Origin of the sequence: Flavisphingomonas formosensis (assembly GCF_009755815.1) — a bacterium.
Taxonomy (GTDB): Bacteria; Pseudomonadota; Alphaproteobacteria; order Sphingomonadales; family Sphingomonadaceae; genus Flavisphingomonas; species Flavisphingomonas formosensis.
Genome location: NZ_WRPK01000002.1, coordinates 718,431 through 739,111 on the forward strand (window position 1 = coordinate 718,431; position 20,681 = coordinate 739,111).

17 protein-coding genes are annotated in these 20,681 nt (G+C 68.4%); 7 read left to right on the plus strand and 10 right to left on the minus strand.

What is annotated here, in order from left to right; genetic code table 11:
• Positions 1-148 precede the first annotated feature (148 nt).
• From GQY20_RS09335 to GQY20_RS09355, 5 genes are all read left to right on the plus strand, one after another.
• A complete protein-coding gene (locus GQY20_RS09335; protein WP_157216765.1) occupies positions 149-3,331 on the plus strand; it encodes an efflux RND transporter permease subunit in 3,183 nt (1,060 codons plus the stop codon).
• Positions 3,332-3,342: 11 nt separating this feature from the next.
• Positions 3,343-4,785, plus strand: coding sequence for an efflux transporter outer membrane subunit (locus GQY20_RS09340; RefSeq protein WP_157216766.1), 1,443 nt, complete (start codon positions 3,343-3,345; stop codon positions 4,783-4,785).
• A 330-nt stretch (positions 4,786-5,115) separates the two neighbouring features.
• Positions 5,116-6,072 (plus strand): alpha/beta hydrolase, encoded by a 957-nt coding sequence (locus GQY20_RS09345; protein ID WP_157216767.1) that lies wholly within the window; start codon positions 5,116-5,118, stop codon positions 6,070-6,072.
• A complete protein-coding gene (locus GQY20_RS09350; protein ID WP_157216768.1) occupies positions 6,069-7,163 on the plus strand; it encodes a Rossmann-fold NAD(P)-binding domain-containing protein in 1,095 nt (364 codons plus the stop codon). The genes GQY20_RS09345 and GQY20_RS09350 overlap by 4 nt, the downstream gene beginning before the upstream one ends.
• Positions 7,153-9,267: an acetate--CoA ligase family protein gene (locus GQY20_RS09355; protein ID WP_198350886.1), complete on the plus strand. Its 2,115-nt coding sequence runs from the start codon at positions 7,153-7,155 to the stop codon at positions 9,265-9,267. The genes GQY20_RS09350 and GQY20_RS09355 overlap by 11 nt, the downstream gene beginning before the upstream one ends.
• 144 nt (positions 9,268-9,411) lie before the next feature.
• Here GQY20_RS09355 and GQY20_RS09360 read toward each other — a convergent pair whose 3' ends face one another.
• A complete protein-coding gene (locus GQY20_RS09360; RefSeq protein ID WP_157216770.1) occupies positions 9,412-10,188 on the minus strand; it encodes an SDR family NAD(P)-dependent oxidoreductase in 777 nt (258 codons plus the stop codon).
• A 175-nt stretch (positions 10,189-10,363) separates the two neighbouring features.
• Between GQY20_RS09360 and GQY20_RS09365 the strand changes: the two genes are divergently transcribed.
• Positions 10,364-11,020 carry a DsbA family oxidoreductase gene (locus GQY20_RS09365; RefSeq protein WP_157216771.1) on the plus strand — a complete coding sequence of 219 codons (657 nt, stop codon included), beginning with the start codon at positions 10,364-10,366 and terminating at the stop codon, positions 11,018-11,020.
• 40 nt (positions 11,021-11,060) lie between these two features.
• Here the strand turns inward: GQY20_RS09365 and GQY20_RS09370 are convergent, their stop codons facing one another.
• From GQY20_RS09370 to GQY20_RS09410, 9 genes are all read right to left on the minus strand, one after another.
• Positions 11,061-11,498: a nuclear transport factor 2 family protein gene (locus GQY20_RS09370; RefSeq protein ID WP_157216772.1), complete on the minus strand. Its 438-nt coding sequence runs from the start codon at positions 11,496-11,498 to the stop codon at positions 11,061-11,063.
• A gap of 331 nt (positions 11,499-11,829) precedes the next feature.
• The gene (locus GQY20_RS09375) at positions 11,830-13,005 is read right to left on the minus strand and encodes a glycosyltransferase (RefSeq protein ID WP_157216773.1); all 1,176 of its coding nucleotides are present in this window, start codon (positions 13,003-13,005) and stop codon (positions 11,830-11,832) included.
• Positions 13,006-13,007: 2 nt separating this feature from the next.
• Positions 13,008-13,514 carry a DUF2141 domain-containing protein gene (locus tag GQY20_RS09380; protein WP_157216839.1) on the minus strand — a complete coding sequence of 169 codons (507 nt, stop codon included), beginning with the start codon at positions 13,512-13,514 and terminating at the stop codon, positions 13,008-13,010.
• Positions 13,515-13,516: 2 nt separating this feature from the next.
• Positions 13,517-14,482: a hypothetical protein gene (locus tag GQY20_RS09385; protein WP_157216774.1), complete on the minus strand. Its 966-nt coding sequence runs from the start codon at positions 14,480-14,482 to the stop codon at positions 13,517-13,519.
• 23 nt (positions 14,483-14,505) lie between these two features.
• On the minus strand, positions 14,506-15,690 hold the full coding sequence (locus GQY20_RS09390; protein WP_198350887.1) for a glycosyltransferase: 1,185 nt from the start codon (positions 15,688-15,690) through the stop codon (positions 14,506-14,508).
• A gap of 81 nt (positions 15,691-15,771) precedes the next feature.
• Entirely contained in the window at positions 15,772-16,521 is a 750-nt protein-coding gene (locus tag GQY20_RS09395; protein ID WP_157216776.1) for a DUF2334 domain-containing protein, read from the minus strand.
• On the minus strand, positions 16,508-18,889 hold the full coding sequence (locus tag GQY20_RS09400) for a TonB-dependent receptor domain-containing protein (protein WP_198350888.1): 2,382 nt from the start codon (positions 18,887-18,889) through the stop codon (positions 16,508-16,510). The genes GQY20_RS09395 and GQY20_RS09400 overlap by 14 nt, the downstream gene beginning before the upstream one ends.
• Positions 18,843-19,793 carry a FecR family protein gene (locus GQY20_RS09405; protein WP_198350889.1) on the minus strand — a complete coding sequence of 317 codons (951 nt, stop codon included), beginning with the start codon at positions 19,791-19,793 and terminating at the stop codon, positions 18,843-18,845. The genes GQY20_RS09400 and GQY20_RS09405 overlap by 47 nt, the downstream gene beginning before the upstream one ends.
• Positions 19,783-20,358: an RNA polymerase sigma factor gene (locus GQY20_RS09410; protein ID WP_157216779.1), complete on the minus strand. Its 576-nt coding sequence runs from the start codon at positions 20,356-20,358 to the stop codon at positions 19,783-19,785. Before GQY20_RS09410 ends, GQY20_RS09405 begins: the two co-directional genes overlap by 11 nt.
• 187 nt (positions 20,359-20,545) lie before the next feature.
• Here GQY20_RS09410 and GQY20_RS09415 point away from each other — a divergent pair.
• Positions 20,546-20,681, plus strand: a 136-nt coding sequence (locus GQY20_RS09415; protein ID WP_157216780.1) for a 1-deoxy-D-xylulose-5-phosphate synthase N-terminal domain-containing protein, incomplete at its 3' end; no start/stop codon positions are given.

Consider the following 20,681-nt stretch of genomic DNA (forward strand, 5'->3'; position numbering starts at 1 on the left):
GCGATCCCAGCTTTCGCTGGGATGACGAGAAAAGAAAAATGAGCCCGGCAAGGCCTATCCCTGCCGGGACGAAAACACCCCCGCGACGCATTCCCCGGGCGCCATCGGCTGCCCGCCGGCCCGGTGCGTCCGTTCGAGGACCAAGACGATGCGTCTGTCGCGTTTCTTCATCGACCGCCCGATCTTCGCGGCCGTCATCGCGGTGATCATCACCGTGGTCGGCGCGCTCGCCTTCGCCGGGCTGCCCGTCTCGCAATATCCCGACGTCGTCCCGCCGACGGTGACGGTCTCCGCCACCTATCCCGGCGCCTCCGCCGAGACCGTGGCCGAGACCATCGCCGCGCCGATCGAGCAGGAGATCAACGGCGTCGACAACATGCTCTACATGAGCTCGCAATCGACCGGCGACGGCAAGCTCACCATCACCGTCACCTTCAAGATCGGCACCAACCTCGATGCCGCGCAGGTGCTGGTGCAGAACCGGGTCGCGGTGGCGACGCCGCGCCTGCCCGAGGAGGTGCAGCGCCTCGGCGTCGTCACGCGCAAGACCTCGCCCGACTTCCTGATGGTCGTGAACCTGCAGTCCCCGGACAACACGTTCGACCGCAACTATCTCTCCAACTATGCGCTCACCAAGGTGCGCGACCGGCTGGCCCGCATCGACGGCGTCGGCGACGTGCAGCTGTTCGGCGCGCGCGACTATGGCATGCGCATCTGGATCGATCCGGGCCGCGCCGCCGCGCTGAACCTAACCGCCGGCGAGATCGTCGCCGCGCTGCGCGCGCAGAACGTGCAGGTCGCCTCGGGCGAGATCGGCCAGCCGCCCTACAGCACCGGCCAGGCCTTCCAGGTCGGCGTCGAGATGCAGGGCCGGCTCACCGATCCCAAGCAGTTCGCCGACATCGTCGTGCGCACCGATCCCGACGGCCACCAGGTGCGCGTGTCCGACGTCGCCCGGGTCGAGCTCGGCGCGCAGGATTATGGCATCAACACCTATCTGAGCGGCAAGCCCACCGTGGTGATCGCGGTGATGCAGCGGCCCGGATCCAACGCGCTCGCCGCCGCGCAGGCCGTTCAGGCGGAGATGGACGCGCTGTCCAAGGGCTTCCCCAAGGGCCTCGAATATAGCGTCATCTACAACCCGACCGAGTTCATCAGCCAGTCGATCGACGCGGTCTACCACACGCTCGGCGAGGCGATGATCCTGGTCGTGCTCGTCATCCTGATCTTCCTGCAGAACTGGCGCGCCGCGGTGATCCCGATCGTGGCCATCCCGGTCTCGCTGGTCGGCACCTTCGCGGTGCTCGCCGCGCTCGGCTATTCGCTCAACACCCTGTCCTTGTTCGGCCTGGTGCTCGCCATCGGCATCGTCGTCGACGACGCGATCGTCGTGGTCGAGAATGTCGAACGCAACATCGAGGAGGGGATGAAGCCCCTCGAGGCTGCCCGCGTCTCGATGGACGAGGTGTCGGCGGCGCTGGTGGCGATCGTGCTCGTGCTGTGCGCAGTGTTCGTGCCGACCCTGTTCCTGACCGGCCTCAGCGGCGCCTTCTACAAGCAGTTCGCGGTGACCATCTCGACCGCGACGATCATCTCGCTGCTGCTCTCGCTCACCCTGTCGCCGGCGCTGGCGGCGCTGCTGCTGCGCGCCCGGCATGGCGGAGAGGCGCCGCCGGCAGGCAATCGCTGGCAGCGGCTCGCGCGCGGCGCGGCGGATGGGTTCAACCGCGGCTTCGACCGGCTGGGCAATGGGTATGCCCGCCTGACCCGCTTCCTGGTGCTGCGGCCGAAGAAGATGCTGACCGTCTATGGCGGCCTGATCGCGGCGACGGTCGCCCTGTTCTGGGCGACGCCGGGCGGCTTCGTGCCGCAGCAGGACCAGGGCTATTTCGCCGCCGTCGTCTTCCTGCCCTCCGGCGCCTCGCTGCAGCGGACCGACGAAGTGACCCGCGAGGTCGCCGCCCGTATCCTGCCGATCAAGGGGCTGCGCGGCGCGGTTATGTTCGCCGGCTTCCACGGGCCCTCGCAGACCGCGGCGCCCAACTCGGCCGCGATCTACTTCCCGTTCAAGAGCTTCGCCGAGCGCAGCAAGGAAGGCGTGACCTACAAGGGCATCATGGACCAGGCCGCCAAGGCGATCGAAGGCTATGACAAGGCCAAAATCCTGCTGCTGCCGCCGCCGACCATCCAGGGCATCGTGCCCGCCGGCGGCTATCGCATCATGGTGGAGGACAAGGAGGGGCGCGGCTATGCCGGGCTCGCCAAGGCGGCGGGCGACATGATCGCCAAGGCCAACCAGACCGCCGGCCTCACCCAGGTCTACACGCTGTTCGACATGGGCACGCCGCGCATCTTCGCCGATGTCGACCGCCGCAAGGCCGATCTGCTCGGCGTTCCGCCGGAGCGGGTGTTCGAGGCGATGCAGGTCTATCTCGGCTCCACCTTCGTCAACGACTTCAACCTGCTCGGCCGCACCTATCGCGTGACCGCGCAGGCCGACGCGCCCTATCGCGGCTCGGTCGCCGACATCGCCAATCTCAAGGCGCGGTCGGACTCGGGGGCGATGGTGCCGATCGGATCGGTCTCCACCTTCCGCGACAAGACCGGCCCCTATCGCGTCGTGCGCTACAACCTCATGCCGGCGGTGGAGGTGGACGGCAACACGCCGCCGGGCTTCTCCTCCGGCCAGTCGCTCTCCATCATGAACAAGCTCGCCGATACGCTGCCCGCCGGCTACACCAGCGAGTGGACGGGCATCGCCTATCAGCAGGAGACCGCGGGCAACACGGCGGGCATCGTCTTCGGCATGGCCGTGCTGTTCGTCTTCCTGGTGCTGGCGGCGCAATATGAGAGCCTGACCCTGCCGCTGGCGATCATCCTGATCGTGCCGATGTGCCTGCTCGCCGCGATGACCGGCGTGAACATCCGGGGCATGGACAATAATATCCTGACCCAGATCGGCCTCGTCGTGCTGATCGCGCTCGCCGCCAAGAACGCCATCCTTGTGGTCGAGTTCGCCAAGCAGGCCGAGGAGGAGCAGGGCCTCTCGCCCGTCGAGGCGGCGGTGCATGCCGCGCGCACCCGGCTGCGCCCGATCCTGATGACCAGCTTCGCCTTCATCCTCGGCGCCGTGCCGCTGGTGATCGCGAGCGGAGCCGGCGCCGAGCTGCGCCAGGCGCTGGGCACCGCGGTGTTCTTCGGCATGGTCGGCGTCACCGGCTTCGGCCTGATCTTCACCCCCACCTTCTACGTCGTCTGCCGCGCGCTCGGCGACCGCGTCGCCCGCCTGCGCGGCCGCGGCAACGCGCCGACGCTGCAACCGGCCGAATGAGGACCATCGCCATGACCAAAGGCCTGCTTGCATTGCTGCTCGGCGCGACCTCGCTGACCGCCTGCGCCGTGGGGCCGGACTATCACCGGCCCGAAACCTCCGCCACCGCCGCCGCGCCGTTCATCGGCACGGCGAATCCGGTGGTGACGACCGCCGCGACCGACGACCGCTGGTGGCAGCTCTATCGTGATCCCGTGCTCGACCGGCTGATCGCCGATGCGCTCGCCGCCAACACCGACATCCGGGTGGCCATCGCGCATCTCGAAAAGGCGCGCGCGCAATTGCGCGGCGCGCGGTCGGACCGGCTGCCGCAAACCGACATCGCGGGATCGCTGACCGACAGCCGCGTACCCGCGTCGCAGGTGCTGCCCGGCACCGACCGGCAGAATTGGAGCGCGGACGGCGGCCTCAACGTCAACTACGAGATCGACCTGTTCGGCCGGGTGAAGCGCAGCATCCAGGCCGCGCGCGGCGATCTTGGCGCAGCGCAGGGCGATGCCGACGCGGTGCGCGTCGCCGTGGTCAGCGACACGGTGCGCGCCTATGTCGACGCGACGTCGGCGGCCGCGCGGATCGCGGTGGCGCAGCATACTGTGGACCTGCTCGACCGATCGATCCGCATCACCAGCGCCCGCTTCGATGCCGGCCGGTCCGACCGGCTCGACGTGATCCGGGTGACGGCGCTGCGCGACCAGCAGAAGGCGCTGATCCCGAGCATCGTCGCCGAGCGCGACGCGGCGCTGTTCCGCCTCGCGACCTTGACCGGACGCACCCCGCAGGAGCTGCCCGCCGAGGTGCGCGACCGCACGACGACGCCGACGCTCGACCAGCCGATCCCGGTCGGCGACGGCCGCGCGCTGCTCGCCCGCCGGCCCGACGTGCGCGCCGCCGAAAGGCGGCTGGCGGCGGACACGGCGCGCATCGGCGTCGCCACCGCCGATCTCTATCCGCGCATCTCGCTCGGCGGGTCGGTCGGCACGACCAGCCTCGGCCTCGGCGACGTGGTCGGCGGCGGGCCGTTCCGCTGGCTGTTCGGATCGCTGATCAGCTGGAGCTTCCCCAACCAGGAGGCGATCCGCGCCCGCATCGGCGGCGCCAAGGCGGACACGGCCGCGTCGCTCGCCAGCTTCGACGGCACGGTGCTGCGCGCGCTGGAAGAGACCGAGACCGCCCTCTCCGCCTATCAGCATGCGGTGGAGCGCCAGCAGACCCTGGTCGCCGCCCGTGACGAGGCGGCGCGCGCCGCGCGGATCAGCCTGGCGCGGCAACGGGAGGGACAGATCGATTTCCTGACCGTGCTCGACGCGCAGCGCACGCTGGCGGGCGCCGAGGCGGACCTCGCCGATGCCGGCCGCGATGTCGGCTTCGCGCAGGTGGATCTGTTCCGGGCGTTGGGCGGCGGCTGGCAGGATGCGTCGGAGACACGGACGGCGGAGGCGATGCCGGCGGGGTGATGGTCAGCGCGGCTTTTTCTTCTTCATCATCCCGGCTCAGCGGGTCGCTTCGCTGATCCGGGATCCATTCGCCGCAGCGTTGCCAATAAGACGCGACGCTGCGGCGAATGGATCCTGACTTCGCCGCAGGCGAGTTTATCCTGAGCGAAGTCGAAGGGTCAGGATGACGGACAAAGGCTTTGGGGCATCGAGCCCCCACCGACCACTGACCCACCCCTGACCTCTCCCTTGCAGGGAGGGGAATAGCGAAGATGGCGCTATGTGCGCAGGGCGGCTCTTTTTAAAACTTGGCGCCATTGACTCCGCCGCAGGCAGCGGCGACGAGGGGCGGTGCATAACGATTATCCAGACAGCGGCCGGAATTCCGTACGGCCTGCCCTTCGAGAGCAACTCCGCATCGACGTGACGGAGGCGGCCGCGCTCGGCTGCGCTGCCCATATCGCGGTCGAGCTGATCGTGCCGGGCGACGCAGTTCCGCGCTTCTTGTTCGTCTGCGTGCCCGGCGGCGGTATGAACAGCCGCTACTTCGATCTGCCGACACCGCCCGGCGAGACGGAGGTGAGCTTCGCGCGGGCGATGCTGGCAGAGGGCCATGCCGTGGCGATGATCGATCCGCTCGGTGTCGGCGGCAGCAGCGTGCCGGAGGATGGCTTCGCGCTGCATCCGGACCGGATGGCGGAGAGCCATGCGGTGGCGACCCGGCAGATTCTCGGCGGCCTCCGTGCCGGCACGCTGATCGAGGGATATCCAGCTGCGCCGGAGCTGCGGTCGATCGGCGTCGGCCATTCGATGGGGGCGCTGCTCACCATCGTGCAGCAGGCGGCCGAGCCGATGCATGATGCGCTTGCCCTGTTCGGCTTCCACACCGGCGGCCTGCCGGCGCAGCTCAGCGAGGGGGATTTTGGGCTCGATCCGGTCGATACGCGCACCCGGCTGGTCGAGTTGACGCGCAAGCGCTTCCCCGATGCCTTCATCGCGCTGGAGCCGCCGCCGAGCAGCCGGCCGGTCTCCGCCGCCGTCGCGATCGACCGCGTCTATCTGACACCTTCCTATATGGCGATGCTGCCGGGCATGATCGCGGCGGATGCCGCGGCGATCGACGTGCCGGTGCTGATCGCGCTCGGCGACGGAGACCTGCACAGGGAGCCCCATCGCACGCCGGCCGCCTACGCCGGCAGCCCGGACATCACCTTGCTGGTGCTGCCGGATACCAAGCATAACCATTTCATCTATCCGAGCCGCACCCGCTTCTTCGATCGGGTGGCGCGCTGGGCGGAGGCGCTATGAAAACGGCCTTGGTGATTGGCGGCGGCGGGCCGACGGGGCCGCATATCGTCGAGGGGCTGCGGGCGCGCGGCTATCGCGTCGCGGTGCTCAACCGCGGCGTGCATCCGGTGGAGCTGCCCGACGATGTCGAGCGGATCGTCGGCGATCCGCATTTCCTGGAGCCGCTGCGCGAGGCGATCGGCACGCGCAGCTTCGACCTCGTGGTCGCCAGCTATGGCCGGCTCGGCATCGTCGCCGAGGCCTTTGCCGGGCGGACCGAACGGTTCATCGGCGTCGGCGGCTTCGTCGGCTATCGCGGCTTCTACGCGCCGGAAACGACCCGGCCCTCGGGCCTGCCGATCCCGACACCGGAGGATTGGCCGCTGGTCTCCGATCCGGCCGAGCACAAGTTCGCCGCGCTGGTCGCCGCCGCCGAGGCCGCGGTGCTGCGTCACCATCCCGGCGCCACGCTGTTCCGCTATCCCTATGTCTACGGCCCGCGCCAGCTCGTGCCGCGCGAATGGTCGGTGGTGCGGCGCGTGCTCGACGGGCGGCGCGCCATCGTGCTGATCAACGGCGGCATGGGGCTGCTCACCCATGGATACGCGGCCAACATCGCCCATGCGGTGATGCTTGCGATCGACAATCCCGCCATTGCGGGCGGCAAGGCCTATAATCTCGGCGACGAGGTGCAGCTCGATCTCCGCCAGTTCGTCGAGCTGGCAGGCGACGCGCTGGGCGTCACGCTGGAGATCGCCTCGGTACCCGATACGCCCGCCACGCGCAGCGCCGCGCTGGCACCGCTCACCGACCATAAGCTGATGGACATCCACCGCATCCGCGCCGAACTCGGCTATCGCGACGTGGTGCCGACGATCGAGGCGGTGCAGCGCACGGTGCGCTGGTATCGCGACCATCCGCTGGAACGCGGCGGCGAGATCGAGCGGCGGATGCTCGACGTGTTCGACTATGCCGCCGAGGACCGGCTGATCGCGCTGGCGCGCGATTTCGCGGCACAGGCAGCCAGGGTGGAAGTGACCAAGATGGACGATGCGCATCCCTATGCCCACCCCAAGACCGCCGGCACGGAGCGCGACCATCGTGGCCGCTGAAGCACCCCGCCCCGACCTTGCGCGCATGCTGCGCGCCAAACGCATTGCCGTGATCGGCGCGTCCGAGCGCAACCCCTTCTCCGCGCCGGTGGTCCGCAACATCGATCATTTCGGCTTCAAGGGCGACGTGCTGCTGGTCAACCCGAAGGGCGAGCCGGTCAACGGCCGGCCGACCCTGCGCAGCCCGCGCGAACTGGATGGCCCGATCGACGCGGCCTTCGTCTGCGTGCCCTCGGCGAACGTGATCGACGTCGTCACCGAGGCGGCCGAGGCGGGCGTCACCGGCTTCGTCATCGTCTCCTCGGGCTTTGCGGAGACCGGCGCGGAGGGGCATCGCCAGCAGGAGATATTGCGCAGCATCGCGCGCGAGCGGGGGCTTTCGCTGCTCGGCCCCAACGCGCTCGGCTTCCTCAACTATGTCGACGGCGTCGCGCTCTCCACGCTCGAGCGCGAGAATTTCCGCGGCAGCTTCGGCATCGCCTCGGTGTCGGGATCGGTCGGCGGCTATCTCGCCAAGGTGGCGCATCTCCAGGGCGTCGGCCTGTCGCATGTCGTGCTGGCGGGCAACGAGGCGGGGACGACGATCGCCGACGTGGTCGACTTCCTGGTCGACGATCCGGAGACGCGCTCGATCGCGGTCTTCCTGGAGGCGATCTACGATCCCGAGCGCTTCGCGCGCGCCGCCGAGCGGGCGCTCGCCATGAAAAAGCCGATCGTCATGCTGAAGGCCGGCGCGGCCGAGAACACCGCGCGCCTGGCCGCCGCGCACACCGGCGCGCTGGTCGGCGACGACAAGGCGTTCGACGCCGTGGCGCGCGAGCTCGGCATATGCCGCGTCGACAGCTATGAGGATCTCGTCGCCACCGCGACATTGCTGCAGCATACCGGCCCGGTCGCCAAGACCGGCGTCGCCGCACTGACCATATCGGGCGGATCGGGCGAGATATTGTCCGATCTCGCGGGGATGGCGGGCGTCGACTTCCCAGCCTTCTCCGAGACGATCCGGCCCGAGCTGGACGCGATCGTCAGCGGCTTTGGCCAGACGCACAATCCGCTGGACCTCACCGGCGCGGCGCTGCGCGACATCAGCCTGTGGGAACGGCTGCTCCAGACGATCGCCAAGGACGAGACGATCGGCCTGCCGATGTGCATCTGGGACGTGCCGGTCGGCGGCGAGGCCGAGTGGATGAGCGAGACGTTGCGCTCCATCTCGCGCGGCTATGCCGCTTATCCGTCAGCACCGCCGCTGATCGCGACCGTGACCGAGCCGGTGACCCCCTTCGGCCGCAAGGCGCTGGCCGAGGCCGGACTGCCCGGCGCGATCCCGGGCCTCAAGCCTGCGGTTGCAGCATTGGTGCAGCATGCGCGCTGGAGCAAGCGCGCGCTCGATCCCCGGCCAGTGAGCCTGTTCGGGACGCCGGCCCCGGCGCTACCGGTCGGCGAGCGCCCCGTCGGTGAGGCCGCGCTGCTCGACTGGCTGGCCGCGCGCGGCGTGCCGGTGACGCCGCGCCGGCTGGCGGCAGATGCCGATGCAGCGGTCGCGGCCGCCGAGACGATCGGCTATCCGGTCGCGCTCAAGCTCGCCTCGCCAGATATTGCGCACAAGAGCGAGGTGGGCGGCGTACGGCTCGATCTCGCCGATGCGGAGACGGTGCGTGCGGCCTTCGCGGCGATCATGGCCGGCCCGCTGGCAGATGCGCGGATCGACGGCGTCGTCGTCGCGCCGATGCGGCGCCATTCGATCGAGCTCATCATGTCGGTAACGCGCGATCCGGTGTGGGGACCGATGCTGGCGCTGGGGCTCGGGGGCCTCTGGGTCGAGCTGCTCGGCGACAGCGTGCTGCTGCCGCTGCCGGCCGACGCCCCGCGCATCATCGCTGCGCTGCGCAGCCTCAAGGCGGCGCCGCTGTTCGCCGGCGCGCGGGGGCGGACGCCGATCGATCTGGACCGGGTCGCGGAAGCGATCGTGGCGTTTGCGAAGGCGGCGATGGCGCTGGGGCCGGATCTCGTCGCGCTGGAGGTCAATCCGCTCGCGGTATCGCCCGAGGGGGCGGAGGCGATGGATGCGCTCGCCTTGTGGGGCGACCAGAAGCCCCTCCCCTGAACGTCGGGGGTGAAAGAAGGCGCGGCACGGAAGGCACTGATGTGCCCGGCCCGCCCCACCCGCATAGGACTACCGACCCGCCGCGCGGCAGCATCACGCTGCCGCCGTGGCCGGCGACATCGGCAGGGCAGAGACCAAGCGGCCTCACATATGCGCGCCGCCGTCGATGCGCAGCTCCGTGCCCGTCACGAACTTGCCGTCGTCCGACGCCAGCATCGCGATCACGCTCGCCACCACCGACGGCGGCGCGAAGCCCTGCGCGAGGGCGGGCGACATCTTGGCGAACAGGCTCCAGTCGCCGTCGGCGGGAACGCCGGGATCGTCGCTCATGCCCGACCGGATGCTGCCCGGCTGTACCGAGACGGCGCGCAGCCCCTGCTTGGCATATTCGAGCGCGATGGCGTGGGTGAAGGACTGGATGCCGCCCTTGGTCGCGGCATAGGCCGCCATATAGGGATGGGCGAAGGTGGCCGAGGTCGAGCTGAAATTGACGACCACGCCGCGGCCGGAGGCGAGCAGCGCGGGCAGCGCCTCGCGCGTGACCAGGAAGGTGCCGGTCAGGTTGACGGCGAGCAGCTTGTTCCAGAAGTCGAGCGTCATCTCGTGGGTGTGGCAGGCGCGCAGGATGCCGGCGGCGTTCACCACCACGTCGAGCCCGCCCAGATCGCGGATCGCACCGCCGATCGCGCCGCGCACCGCATCCTCGCTGGCGACGTCCGCCGCCACCGTCGACAGGCGATCGCCGTCGCCCGCCTCCTTCGCCCGCTCGCGCGTGACGGCGAGGCCCGCTTCGGAAATGTCGGTGGCGATGACGGTGCCGCCCTCCTCGAGCAGACGCGCGACGGTGGCCTGGCCGATGCCCGATCCGGCGCCGGTGATCAGAATCTTGCGATCGTCGAAACGGCGAAGCTGCTGAGCCATGATGATCCTCCCCGATTATGCGTCCGGCCGGTAGCATCCGCCGCGGCATCCGGCCATCCCGTGCGACGGTGGCGGGGCCGGATCGATTGCCGCTGGCCCCATTTATGGAATGAGCGAGGGTGGGAATGCGCCAACCTGCTTCCTACCTAAAGCGCTGACCGCAAGGGAGCCCGCAATGGCCAAGCCCATGAAGATCGATTTCGTCTCGGACGTATCCTGCCCCTGGTGCATCATCGGGCTGCGCGGGCTGGAAGAGGCGCTGGAGCGGACGCGCGACGTGGTGGACGCGCACATCACCTTCCGCCCGTTCGAGCTCAATCCGGACATGCCGCCCGAGGGGCAGAATATCGTCGAGCATGTCGCCCAGAAATATGGCTCGACTCCGGAACAGTCGGCCGCGAACCGGGACATGATCCGCCAGCGCGCCGCCGATGTCGGCTTCACCATCCGCGGATCCGACGAAAGCCGCATCTATAACACGTTCGACGCGCACCGGCTGCTGCACTGGGCCGAGCAGGCGGGAGAGAACCAGCAGAAGGCGCTCAAGCATGCGCTGTTCGAAGCCTATTTCAGCGAGGGGCGCGATCCCTCCGATCATGAGGTGCTGATCGACGCGGCGCGCAAGGCCGGGCTCGATCCGGACGCCGCGCGCGATGTGCTCGCCTCCGGCCGCTATGCCGAGGAGGTGCGCCATGCCGAACGGCTTTGGCAACTCCGCGGCATCAGCGCGGTGCCCGCGATCGTGATCGACGAGCGCTATCTTATCTCGGGCGGACAACCGCCCGAAGCCTTCGAGAAGGCGATACGCAGCATCGCCGCAGAAGCCGCCTGAGCCACGTCCCGCCCCGCCGGGTGGTCGGAGGCGCGCACGATCAGATCTGCACGGTGCGCGTCTCGGTCCAGCCCAGGTTGAGGCGGCGGCGCGCGATCAGCCAGCGGCCGTCGACGCGACGGAACGCGTCGGCATATTTGATCGACATGATGAAATCGGAGGCCTGGCTGTCCGATTCCCGGGTGAGGTGGTGCGCGAGGCAATAGACCTCGCCGGTCGCCGTATCGCCCTTGACGTCGAACAGCATGTTGCCGACGAAATGCATGCAGCGCAGATACATCTCGCCCAGCATGCGCGGCACGACATCGACGATCTGATCGCGGCCGACCATCGTCGCCTGGGGGGATTCGATCACGCCGTCCTCGGCGAAGATCGCCTTGAAAATCTCGGGATCCTGCGTGTCGCAGCCGCGCGCATAGTTGAGCACAAGCTCGGCCAGCTCCTGCTTGTCGGCGATGGTCGTCTCGGTCCCGCTCATTCCTCTCTCCACTTGCAACGCATCCGATCGACCGGAGCCTTAGAGCAAGCGGAGCCCGGCGGACATCGAGGGGCGCACGGCGATGCTGTGCGATTGCGGCCGATCTATCGAAATGAGGCCCGAGATCGCCCGGACCGCGCGTAGCCTCAGCGTCGGCTGCGCCGCAGCGCCCAGACCAGCAAACGCATGAAGATCGGACGGCATTCGCAGGGGCCGAGATAGCTGAGGCCGCAGCCCTGCATCCGCGTCCGCACCATGGGCGCGGGTGCGGGACTGTCGGCGACCGGTGCCTCCTCGTACGGCACGGTGCGGGGTAGAGGCAGCGCACCCATCATGCAGCCCGTCGCACCGGCGTTGCGATCGATGCATAGAGCGCGAAAAGCTCCGCGAAATGTCGATCCATGGTGCGTGTCTCGCGGGCGCCGGACAGCCCGGCCTGCCGCAATGCGACGCGATCCACGTCGGCGAAACGGCCGATCGCCTGCGCAGCCGAAGCCGCATCGGCAGCCGTGTAGAGCAGCCCGCCGGCCGCACGCGCCTGATCGCTCGCGCCGCCGCGATCGGGCACGATGAGCGGTAGGCCGGAGGCACGCGCCTCGGCCGCCACCATGCAGAAGGTCTCCGCTTCGCAACCGTGGATCAGCGCGTCGGCACTCGCCATCAGCCGGGCCAGCGCAGGCCGGTCGCTGATCGGCGAGAGAAGCTGGATGTGCGGGTTCGGCCCGACATGGCGCATTATCTTCTTCCGTTCCCGCCCGTCGCCGACGAGCATCAGGGCAACCGGGCGGCGATAGCTGGCAGCGACGCAGGCATCGATCACCATCGGCCATCGCTTTTCCGGAGCGTGGCGTCCGATGCCGACGAGCAGTGTCCCCTCGCGCCCCAGCCCGCAGCGGGCGAGCAGGCGGGCGCGCAGTTGCTCGTCGCGCAGCGCCGGATCGAAGATACCGGGTTCCACCCCCATGGGCTGCGTCGTCACGCCGTGCAGCCCGCCCTCGCGCAGCCGGCCGGACAGGCTTTCGCTGGCGCTCACCACCGCATCGAAACCCTGATCGAGCTTGCGCAGATGCCGCCAGTAGAGATCGAAGCCGCGATCGATCGCCGGTCGGCTCGCCACCGGTTCAAACCAGCGATAGGCATAGGCGGCGAGCGGATCGGCGTGCATCACCAGCGCGCGCGGCGCCGAGCCCTGCCATTGCGCCACCGTGTCCGCGCTGCGCCAGGGCGAGGAGGCCTCGACGAAATCGGGCCGCTCCGCATCCAGCGCCTGATGGAGCAGCCGGGCGTCGTCGAAATAGCGATAGTTGCGATCCAGGGGGAAGCGCGGCGCAGGCAGATAGACGATGCGAGCGCCCTCGCCCCGCTCCTCGACGCGATGCTCTTCGCCCGGCGCGATGATCACGATCTCATGCCCGAAGCGCGGGCCGGCGGCGAGCTTGCGCTCCACATAGGTCCTGACGCCGCCGCCGCGCGGCGCATAGAAGGCGCAGACATCGACGATCTTCATCGTCACCGCTCCTTGATCGGGCCGAACGAGAAGAGCCCGTGATAATAGTTGAGGACGATCGATATGGGGGTGATGCCCGCCCCCACGGTTATTCGCGCCGCCGAGGCGGGCGGCTGGGAATGGCCGAGCTTCGGATTGCCGGGGAAGCCGATGCCATCGCTGAGGAAGCCGAATTTGCGGTTCATGTCGCGATCGTGAAGCAGCGAGAGAGTGTAAACGCCCGGAGCCGGCGCACGGATGCAGAGCTGCACCGGTCCGGCACTGGGCACCGGCATCTCGACGCGACGGAAAGTCTTGCCATGTTCGATCAGAATATTGTCGTCTGCGAGGAAATCCGGATCGTTCGGAGGATAAAGCTCGGCGCGGATCAGGCCCTTGCGATCCTTGAGCCCCACCGCGGTCACCAGGAGCGCGGGCCCCGGCTCGTTCTGGCGGCAGCGTCCTTCCGCCATGCCGAGCTCGGGCCGCGACGCCAGGCCGGAGGCGGCGAGGAGCATCGCAAGGAGCATGGTCACGCGATCCGCCGGGCGACATGCTGGGCGACGTCCGCCGTCCCGAGCAGAGCGCCGAGCGCGAGATGGGTGGCCAGGATGACGCCGCCCATCATCGCCATCAGATCGGAGATCTGGGCATCGCGCCCGATCAGGAAGATGGCCACGCCGGCAAAGACGAGATCCTTGTTCGGGACGAAGGGCAGCCGCGAGATCAGCATGCGCATCGTCGAGAGCAGCAGCCACCAGCTCAGCGCAACGGAAGGCAGCACCAGATGCCAGAGCAGCGCCGAAAGGAAGGCGCTGGCGCCGATCCGCACCAGATGCACCTTGGTGACGAACCAGAGATCCGATTTCGGCAGGCTGAACAACCGCCGGCGGAAGAGCATGGCAACCAGCGAGGATGCGACCATCGTGGCGACCGAGAGCAGCAGCAGCCGCCCCTCGAGGCCGAGATGCAGCGAACCGAACAGCGGCCAGGAGACCATCAGCATGATCAGCGTGACGGCATTGCGCGTCATCGCCGACAGGATCGCAACGTCTTTGATGGCGCCGAACGGGGCACCCGGCAGATCCGTGCGTGCGCGCGCCCAGCCGTAGAAATAGACCTCGCCGATATAGCCGAGCAGGATTTCGTTCCCGATCAGCTTGCGCAGCAATGCGACGAGGCCGGCCGCGGGCAATCGCCACAGGCGGCGGAAAATCAGCCATTCCGATGCCGGGCCCACCATGTAGGAAATGGCGAAGACGAACCAGAACAGCGGAGAGGTCGGCACCATCAGCCAGACCCGGCCGAGATCGAGGCTGCCGAATTGCAGAGCTACGGCAGCGATGATGGCGAGGGAAATGGCCGGGGCGATCCAGCGGCGCCATCCGCCGATCGCGGCCCTGAGCGGCTCGGGATCGGCAATGGCCGTCTTCGGATCCAGTACGCCGGTCCAATCGGCAGTCTCGGCTCCGCTCACGGCCAGACGAGAATCGTACACGTGCAAGAGTTCCGCTTCGTTGTTCAGTCTTGTGACGGCAGGAGGGAGGCCGTCCCGCACTGCATTGCGGAAAGTTCACGCGGCAGCGGTTCCCGGCGGGCGAGCATCGTCATCGTGCGGACATAGGCGTCGGATGCGCTCTCGACGGTGAAGCCCGCCGCCTGCGCCCGGGCGAGCGCTCCATCCTGCCGATCGTCGCGAGACGCGCGGACGGCGGCGGCGAGCGCAGGCAGATCGCCGCGCGGCACGAGCCGGCCGAGACGCCCTTGCTGGAGCAGATCGGCCATGGCTACGCAGCAGTCCGTGGCGACGATCGGCATGGCTGCCGCCAGCGCCTCCAATATCACGGCCGGCACGCCTTCGTAGCGGGACGACAGCAGGAAGACGTCGCTGCGCGCGAACCACTCGACGAGCGAACGGGCGTGTCCGGGCAGCACCACGCGATCCTCGACACCCAGCTGCCGTGCCAGCCGCTCGAGCGCGCCTCGCTCAGGTCCCTCGCCGACGATGGCAAGCCGGTCGGCAGGCCCGGATGCCTCGGCGAAAGCCTTGAGCGCCGCGGCGAAATCCTTCTGGGCGACGAGGCGGCCAGCCGCGAGGAAACGGACCCCCCCCGCTTCCCCCCGCGATCGGCGAGCCATTCCGCTGGCGGCAAGGCGATCGAGATCGGCGCGGTTCAGCACGGGGTTGGGAATGACCGATATGACCTGATCCGATACGCCGAGCTCCCGTGCCGCCTCCGCGCGAACGGGCTCGGCCGTCGCGACGAAATGATCGATGAAACGGCCCTGCACCCGACCCCATTGCCGGATGAACCAGCGCAGCGGCGCCGGCAGATCGGTGCGATCGAGCGAATTGCTGATCTTGCTGATGATCGGCGGGCAGCGGCGGCCGAGCAGCAGCTTCATCACGACGGCGACGATCGTGTAGGTATTGCCGGCGCAGAAGAGGATGTCCGGCCGCAGCCGCCGGATCATGCTCGGCAAGTTGACGATCATCCACAGCGTTTCGAACCACGCCGTCGATATCCGGCCCGACGAGAAAAGCCGATAATCCAGGAATGGGGCATCCTCCCCCAACGCTCCCTCCCGCCGGCCGAGCGCGACGATCACCTCCGCATCGGCGCGCTGCCAGGACTCGCAGAGGCGAAGCGCGACCCGCTCGACACCGCCCGGCTCGAAACTGTGGAGGAAACAAAGAATTCGCAACCGCTGCGCCGAGACGGACGTGGGAGAGATCATGCCCCGACGACGTCGCGGACACGACAGACCCGCATCTCTCGCCCGGGCCTATGTCAGAAGATCGGCGTAGCGGCCTGCCTGCCGCGCGGCGAGTGCGGAGCGCATCGTGCGATCGATGCTGTCCAGCAGAGCGGGAATGCGAGTGTCGCCGGGATGCACGGCGACGCGGAGGGTGGAGAGCGGCTTCAAACCCTGGCGGGCAAGCGCGGCGAAGAACAGCGAGCTGAGGATGCGCCCGCGGCTGCGGCTCGCCCATGTGACGACCGGGCCGCGCGCCAGCGTAGCGCCGTCGCTCGGCCGCCAGACGCGCATATGATCCTCGGCCAGCGCGAAGCCCGTTTCCGCCAGCGCGGCATGCGCGCCTTCGCCATAGAGCCAGGCCGGCGCGATGAAGCCTGCGGCGGGGCGGCCGATCGCATCCTCGACCAGGGCGCGGCCCTCGCGCATCCGCCGCGCCGCCTCCGCCGCGTCGAGGCCGAGAAACTCGCCCTCCCCCGCGGTCATGTGGCGCGCCTTGAAGCCGGCCACCGCCCCCGCATGCCGGCTGTCGTCGCGATGGCTCCAGCCATGGACGAACATCTCCACCCCGGCATCGGCCCATCCCCGCAGCTTCGCCCGAAAGGCCGGCGCCCGGCTCAGCGGCGCCTGATGCCAGTGATCCGGGACGACCAGCATGGCGAGGCGCAGGCCGCCGAGATGGCCGGCCAGGCGATCGGCGAGGCGATCGACCTCGCTTTCGAACATCGGGCCGACGTCGTGGATGGAAACGAGCAGGCGTTTCGCGTCAGAATGCCGCATCGATGCCGAGCCTCCAGGTGCGCGGGCGCAGCGGCGTGACCTGATTGCCGAGCCGCACGGTGAACGGATTGCCATAGGAGAAACGGTTGCCGCGGCTATCGAACAGATTCGTGACGTCGGCGGAAAAGCCGAACCGGCCCAGCTGCAGCCGGCCGCCGAGATCCGCGTTCCAATAATCGCCCTGGCGGATATAGAGGTCGGGCGGCGGCCCGAGCCGGGAACGCCCGACATATTGCAGCGACGCATTGAGCGCGAGCGTCCGATCCCCTCCCAGCTCCGTTCGGTAGAACAAGCCGCCGCGTCCGCCGAACCGGGCCGCATTCGGCAGATCGATATGCGTCGGCGAGACGATCTCCGTGGCGGCGTTGACCAGGCGACTCTTGTCGGCGAACAACCCACCCGCCACCCGCAGGCCGGACAGCGGCATCCATTGCAGCTGCACTTCCAGCGCCTTGATCCGGCCGTCACCGATATTGGCCGTGTAGGGCAGGCCGGTCTCGTCGATCAGATCGGCCTGGATGTTCTTCCAGCGCGTGTAGGAAGCGATGATGCTGCCCGAGACATGGCCCCGCTCCTCCCGCCCGAAGCGCAGGCCGCCCTGCATCGCCGACATGCTGTCCGGTTCGAAGCGCTGGGTCGTCTCCTGGGTGCCGCTGCTCGACACCGCGAGACCGCCTGCACGTTGCCCTTCGTCATAGCTCAGGAAGAGAGACATGCCGGACGGAATTTTCCAGGTCAGGCCGACGCTGGGCGACACGCTCCAGCCATGGCGAACGCGCGATGCGTCCGGCTCCGACCGGACGGCGAGCAGATGGCCGCTGGCGTCGGCATAGGTCACGCGGCCGCCGACCATCAGCGAAAACCGGCGCCACAGCGGGAAGGTGAGCCGCCCGAACAGCGCAGCCTCGATATTGTCGTTGCGCACGCCGGTGATCGCCACCGGCGCGGCGGGATCGCCCAGCATGCGGCGGATCTCGTCGGTGGCGGAGACGAAGGCGATGCCGGCGACCCAACTCACCCCCTTGCGCCGGTGGCCAGCCAGGCGGGTCTCGTGCGAGAGCACCGTCAACCGGTTGTCCTCGACGAAGAGGCGCGGGCTTGCCGTGCCATCCGATCCGGTCGCGTCGAAACGCGTCTTCACGTCCTGGTCGACATAGCCGGTGGCCGAGACCAGCTCCATCGATCCCCATTGCTTGCGGATGGTGACGTGGCCCAGGACATAATCATTGTCGAACGGCTGGGCGAGGACGGAGCCCCGCGTCAGGGGCGGCAGATTCGACAGCGCATATTGGCCGTCCTTCATGTCGATATTCTGGAGCACGCCGCCGATGTCGATCGTCCAGTCGCCGCCCGGCGTGTAGCGCAGCCCGGCGCGGCCACCATAGCTGCTGGAATGATTGATGTCGCGCAACGCCCGGCCCGGATCGTCGATATAGCCGGCGTCCAACTCCCGGTAGCCGACGAGGCGGAGCGCGAGGCGGGAGGTGATCGGCACGTTGACCATCCCGGCGAGATCGTGTCCGACGCCGCCATGCTCGGTCACGCTGAGGCCCGCCGAGAAGGATGCGGCGATCCCGTCGGCCGATGGAGCGTGGGGCACGATGCGGAACACGCCGCCGAGCGCACCCGTGCCGTAGAGCGTGTTCTGCGGCCCTTCGAGCACCTCGACGCGTTCCACATCATAGAGATTCAAATCGGGATCGGGCGCGTTGTAGGTGAGCCGCACCTCACCGAGATATTGCCCGACCGTCGCCTGCGTCGGCCCCGAGAAGCTCGAGTCCGATATGCCGCGAATGAACAGCTTGTTGCGTCCAGGGCCGAGATTGGTGGAAGCGATCTGCGGAAAGCGCGAGAGGACGGTATCGCTGCCATGCGCAGTGCGGGCAGCCGGAGCGTCGCTGTCGAGCGCGATCATCAGCACCGAACCGGGGAAATCGGCAAGCAGGCTGGATTGCTTGCTGGCCGTTACCACGATCTCGGCCGGATCGCGCCGCGCGATCCGGCCGGGTTCCGCTCCATGCCGGGCCGGCCTCTGCCTGGGATGCGAGATCCGCACCGTCCTGGCGTCGACGAAACGGAAACTGCACCCGGTGCCGGCCAGCAGACGGGACAGCGCATCCTCCGACGAAAAGCTGCCCCGCACGCCCTGTGTCCATATCCCGCCGATGGCAGCCGCATCGACCCCGACGTCAAATCCCGATTGCTGGCCGAAAGCGAGCAGCGCCGCGTCGAGCGGGCCGCGCGGCAGATCGAAGCTCTTCATCTCGGCGGCATGGGCGCCGGCCGTGCCGAGGCAGATGCCGAGCACGGCCGTCCCGCAACTAGCGAGCCTCACCAGCGCGCGGCACGAAAGTCCAACGATCCGCATCCTTCCGTACATCCAGATCGAGCAATAGCCCGATGCGATGTAGCATGGCCGGCCGGTCCGGATCGATGTGGATCACGCCGGTGAAGGATCGCGCCGCCACGGCGGGAGCGAAGGTCACGGTCGTGCCGAGTGCACGGCCGAGATCCCGGCCGACATCGGCGAGCGGCGCATCCCGATAGGAAAGACGGCCGGTGCGCCAGCCGCCCACCGCCTCGGGCGCGACCGCGTCTACCTTGGGACCCGCCCCGCGCGAGCGGCGCAGTTCCTGCCCGGCCGCAAGTTGGATCGCGTCGCTGCGCGGATTGAAGGTGACCGCACCTTCGGCAACGGCGACACGCAGGCCGGCGGCATCGCGCACCACGTCGAAGCTGGTGCCGACGTCGCGTATCTCGTCCTGGCCGACCCGCAGCGCGAAGGGGTGATCGGGATCATGCTCTACCGTGAAATGCGCCTCGCCATCGATGAGCTCGGCATAGCGGTCATCGCCGTGCTTGAGCCCCAGACGAGTGCCGCCGTTGAGCACGATATGATTGTCTCCGAGCGTGACGACGCGCTGCTCGCCCGGCCCGGTTTCGACGACATAGGCCGCATCGCCCTGCATCAGAGTCGGCACGGCGACCACACCGCCGATCAGCGCAGCCGCCACGGCGCCAATGCCGAGCCAGCGGCCGCGCCTTGGTGACGGGATTGTAACCGGCATGTCATCATTGGCCGCTAGGACTGAAGCAGAGGCTGCGAAAGCGGCGTCGGCCGCATCCTCGGCAAAGGCGGCGCGGTCATAGGCATCGGAATGACGCGGATCCTCCTCCAGCCATCCGACAAAGGCGTCCCAATCCTGCGGACGATCGTCGCGCAGGCGCAGGCGCCATTGTATGGCCTGATCGAGGATCGCTTCATCCGTCATCGATGGCTTTTTTACCGTTTCCTCCTTCGAGACGCCGCGAGCCAGCAAAATCCGCATCAAAAGATTCGCGACATTCGACGATTGCGCGATAAGCACGCTGCAGGTGCTTCTCGACCGCGCTGAGGCTGATCCCGAACGCAGCCGCGATCTCCTTCTGGGACTGGCCTTCCATGCGGAACCGCCGGAGGGCCTCGCCGGTACGCTCGGGCAGCGCATCCAGGATACGCTTGACCTGCTCGACCTGTTGGCGCGCGATCAGCCCGCGTTCCGCGGAGGGTTGCGGATCCGCCTCGCCGCCTTCGGCGGTCTGCTCGTCGACCCAGCTCTGCTCGCGCCGGACGCGGCGCATCGCCGCACGGCGCCGGTCGAGCAGCAGATTGTCGGCCATGCGATAGAGATAGGCGCGCGGCTCGGCGATCGGGCCACTGCCGAGCGCGGCCGCCTTCAGATACAAATCCTGCAATATATCCTCGGCTTCGTCGCCGGACGCGCCTCGTGCCGCCAGAAAGCGCATCAGCGCCTGACGCATGGTGACGAGCAGCTGCGCTAGTCCCGCTTCGGCCATGGCCGCGCTTTACCGGCGAGATGTGACGAAAGTCCATCGGGGGCTCGCACCCTTGCGGACCATTCAGCTGCGATGCAGGAAAGCCACGCTCTTTAGAGCATTTGCAGCCACCCCGCCGAACCGCCCGCGAGCGGGTTGCGTCTTGGAACGGTTCGACTAGGAGGTGGCACAGGAGACGCCTCTCGTCATGAAACTGTCGTTAGAAACGCCGCTTCTTGATACCGTTGACACGCCGGAGGATCTGCGGGGGCTGGAGCCTGGGCAGTTGCGGCAGCTTGCGGACGAGCTTCGCAGCGAGATGATTTCTGCGGTGGGAGTGACGG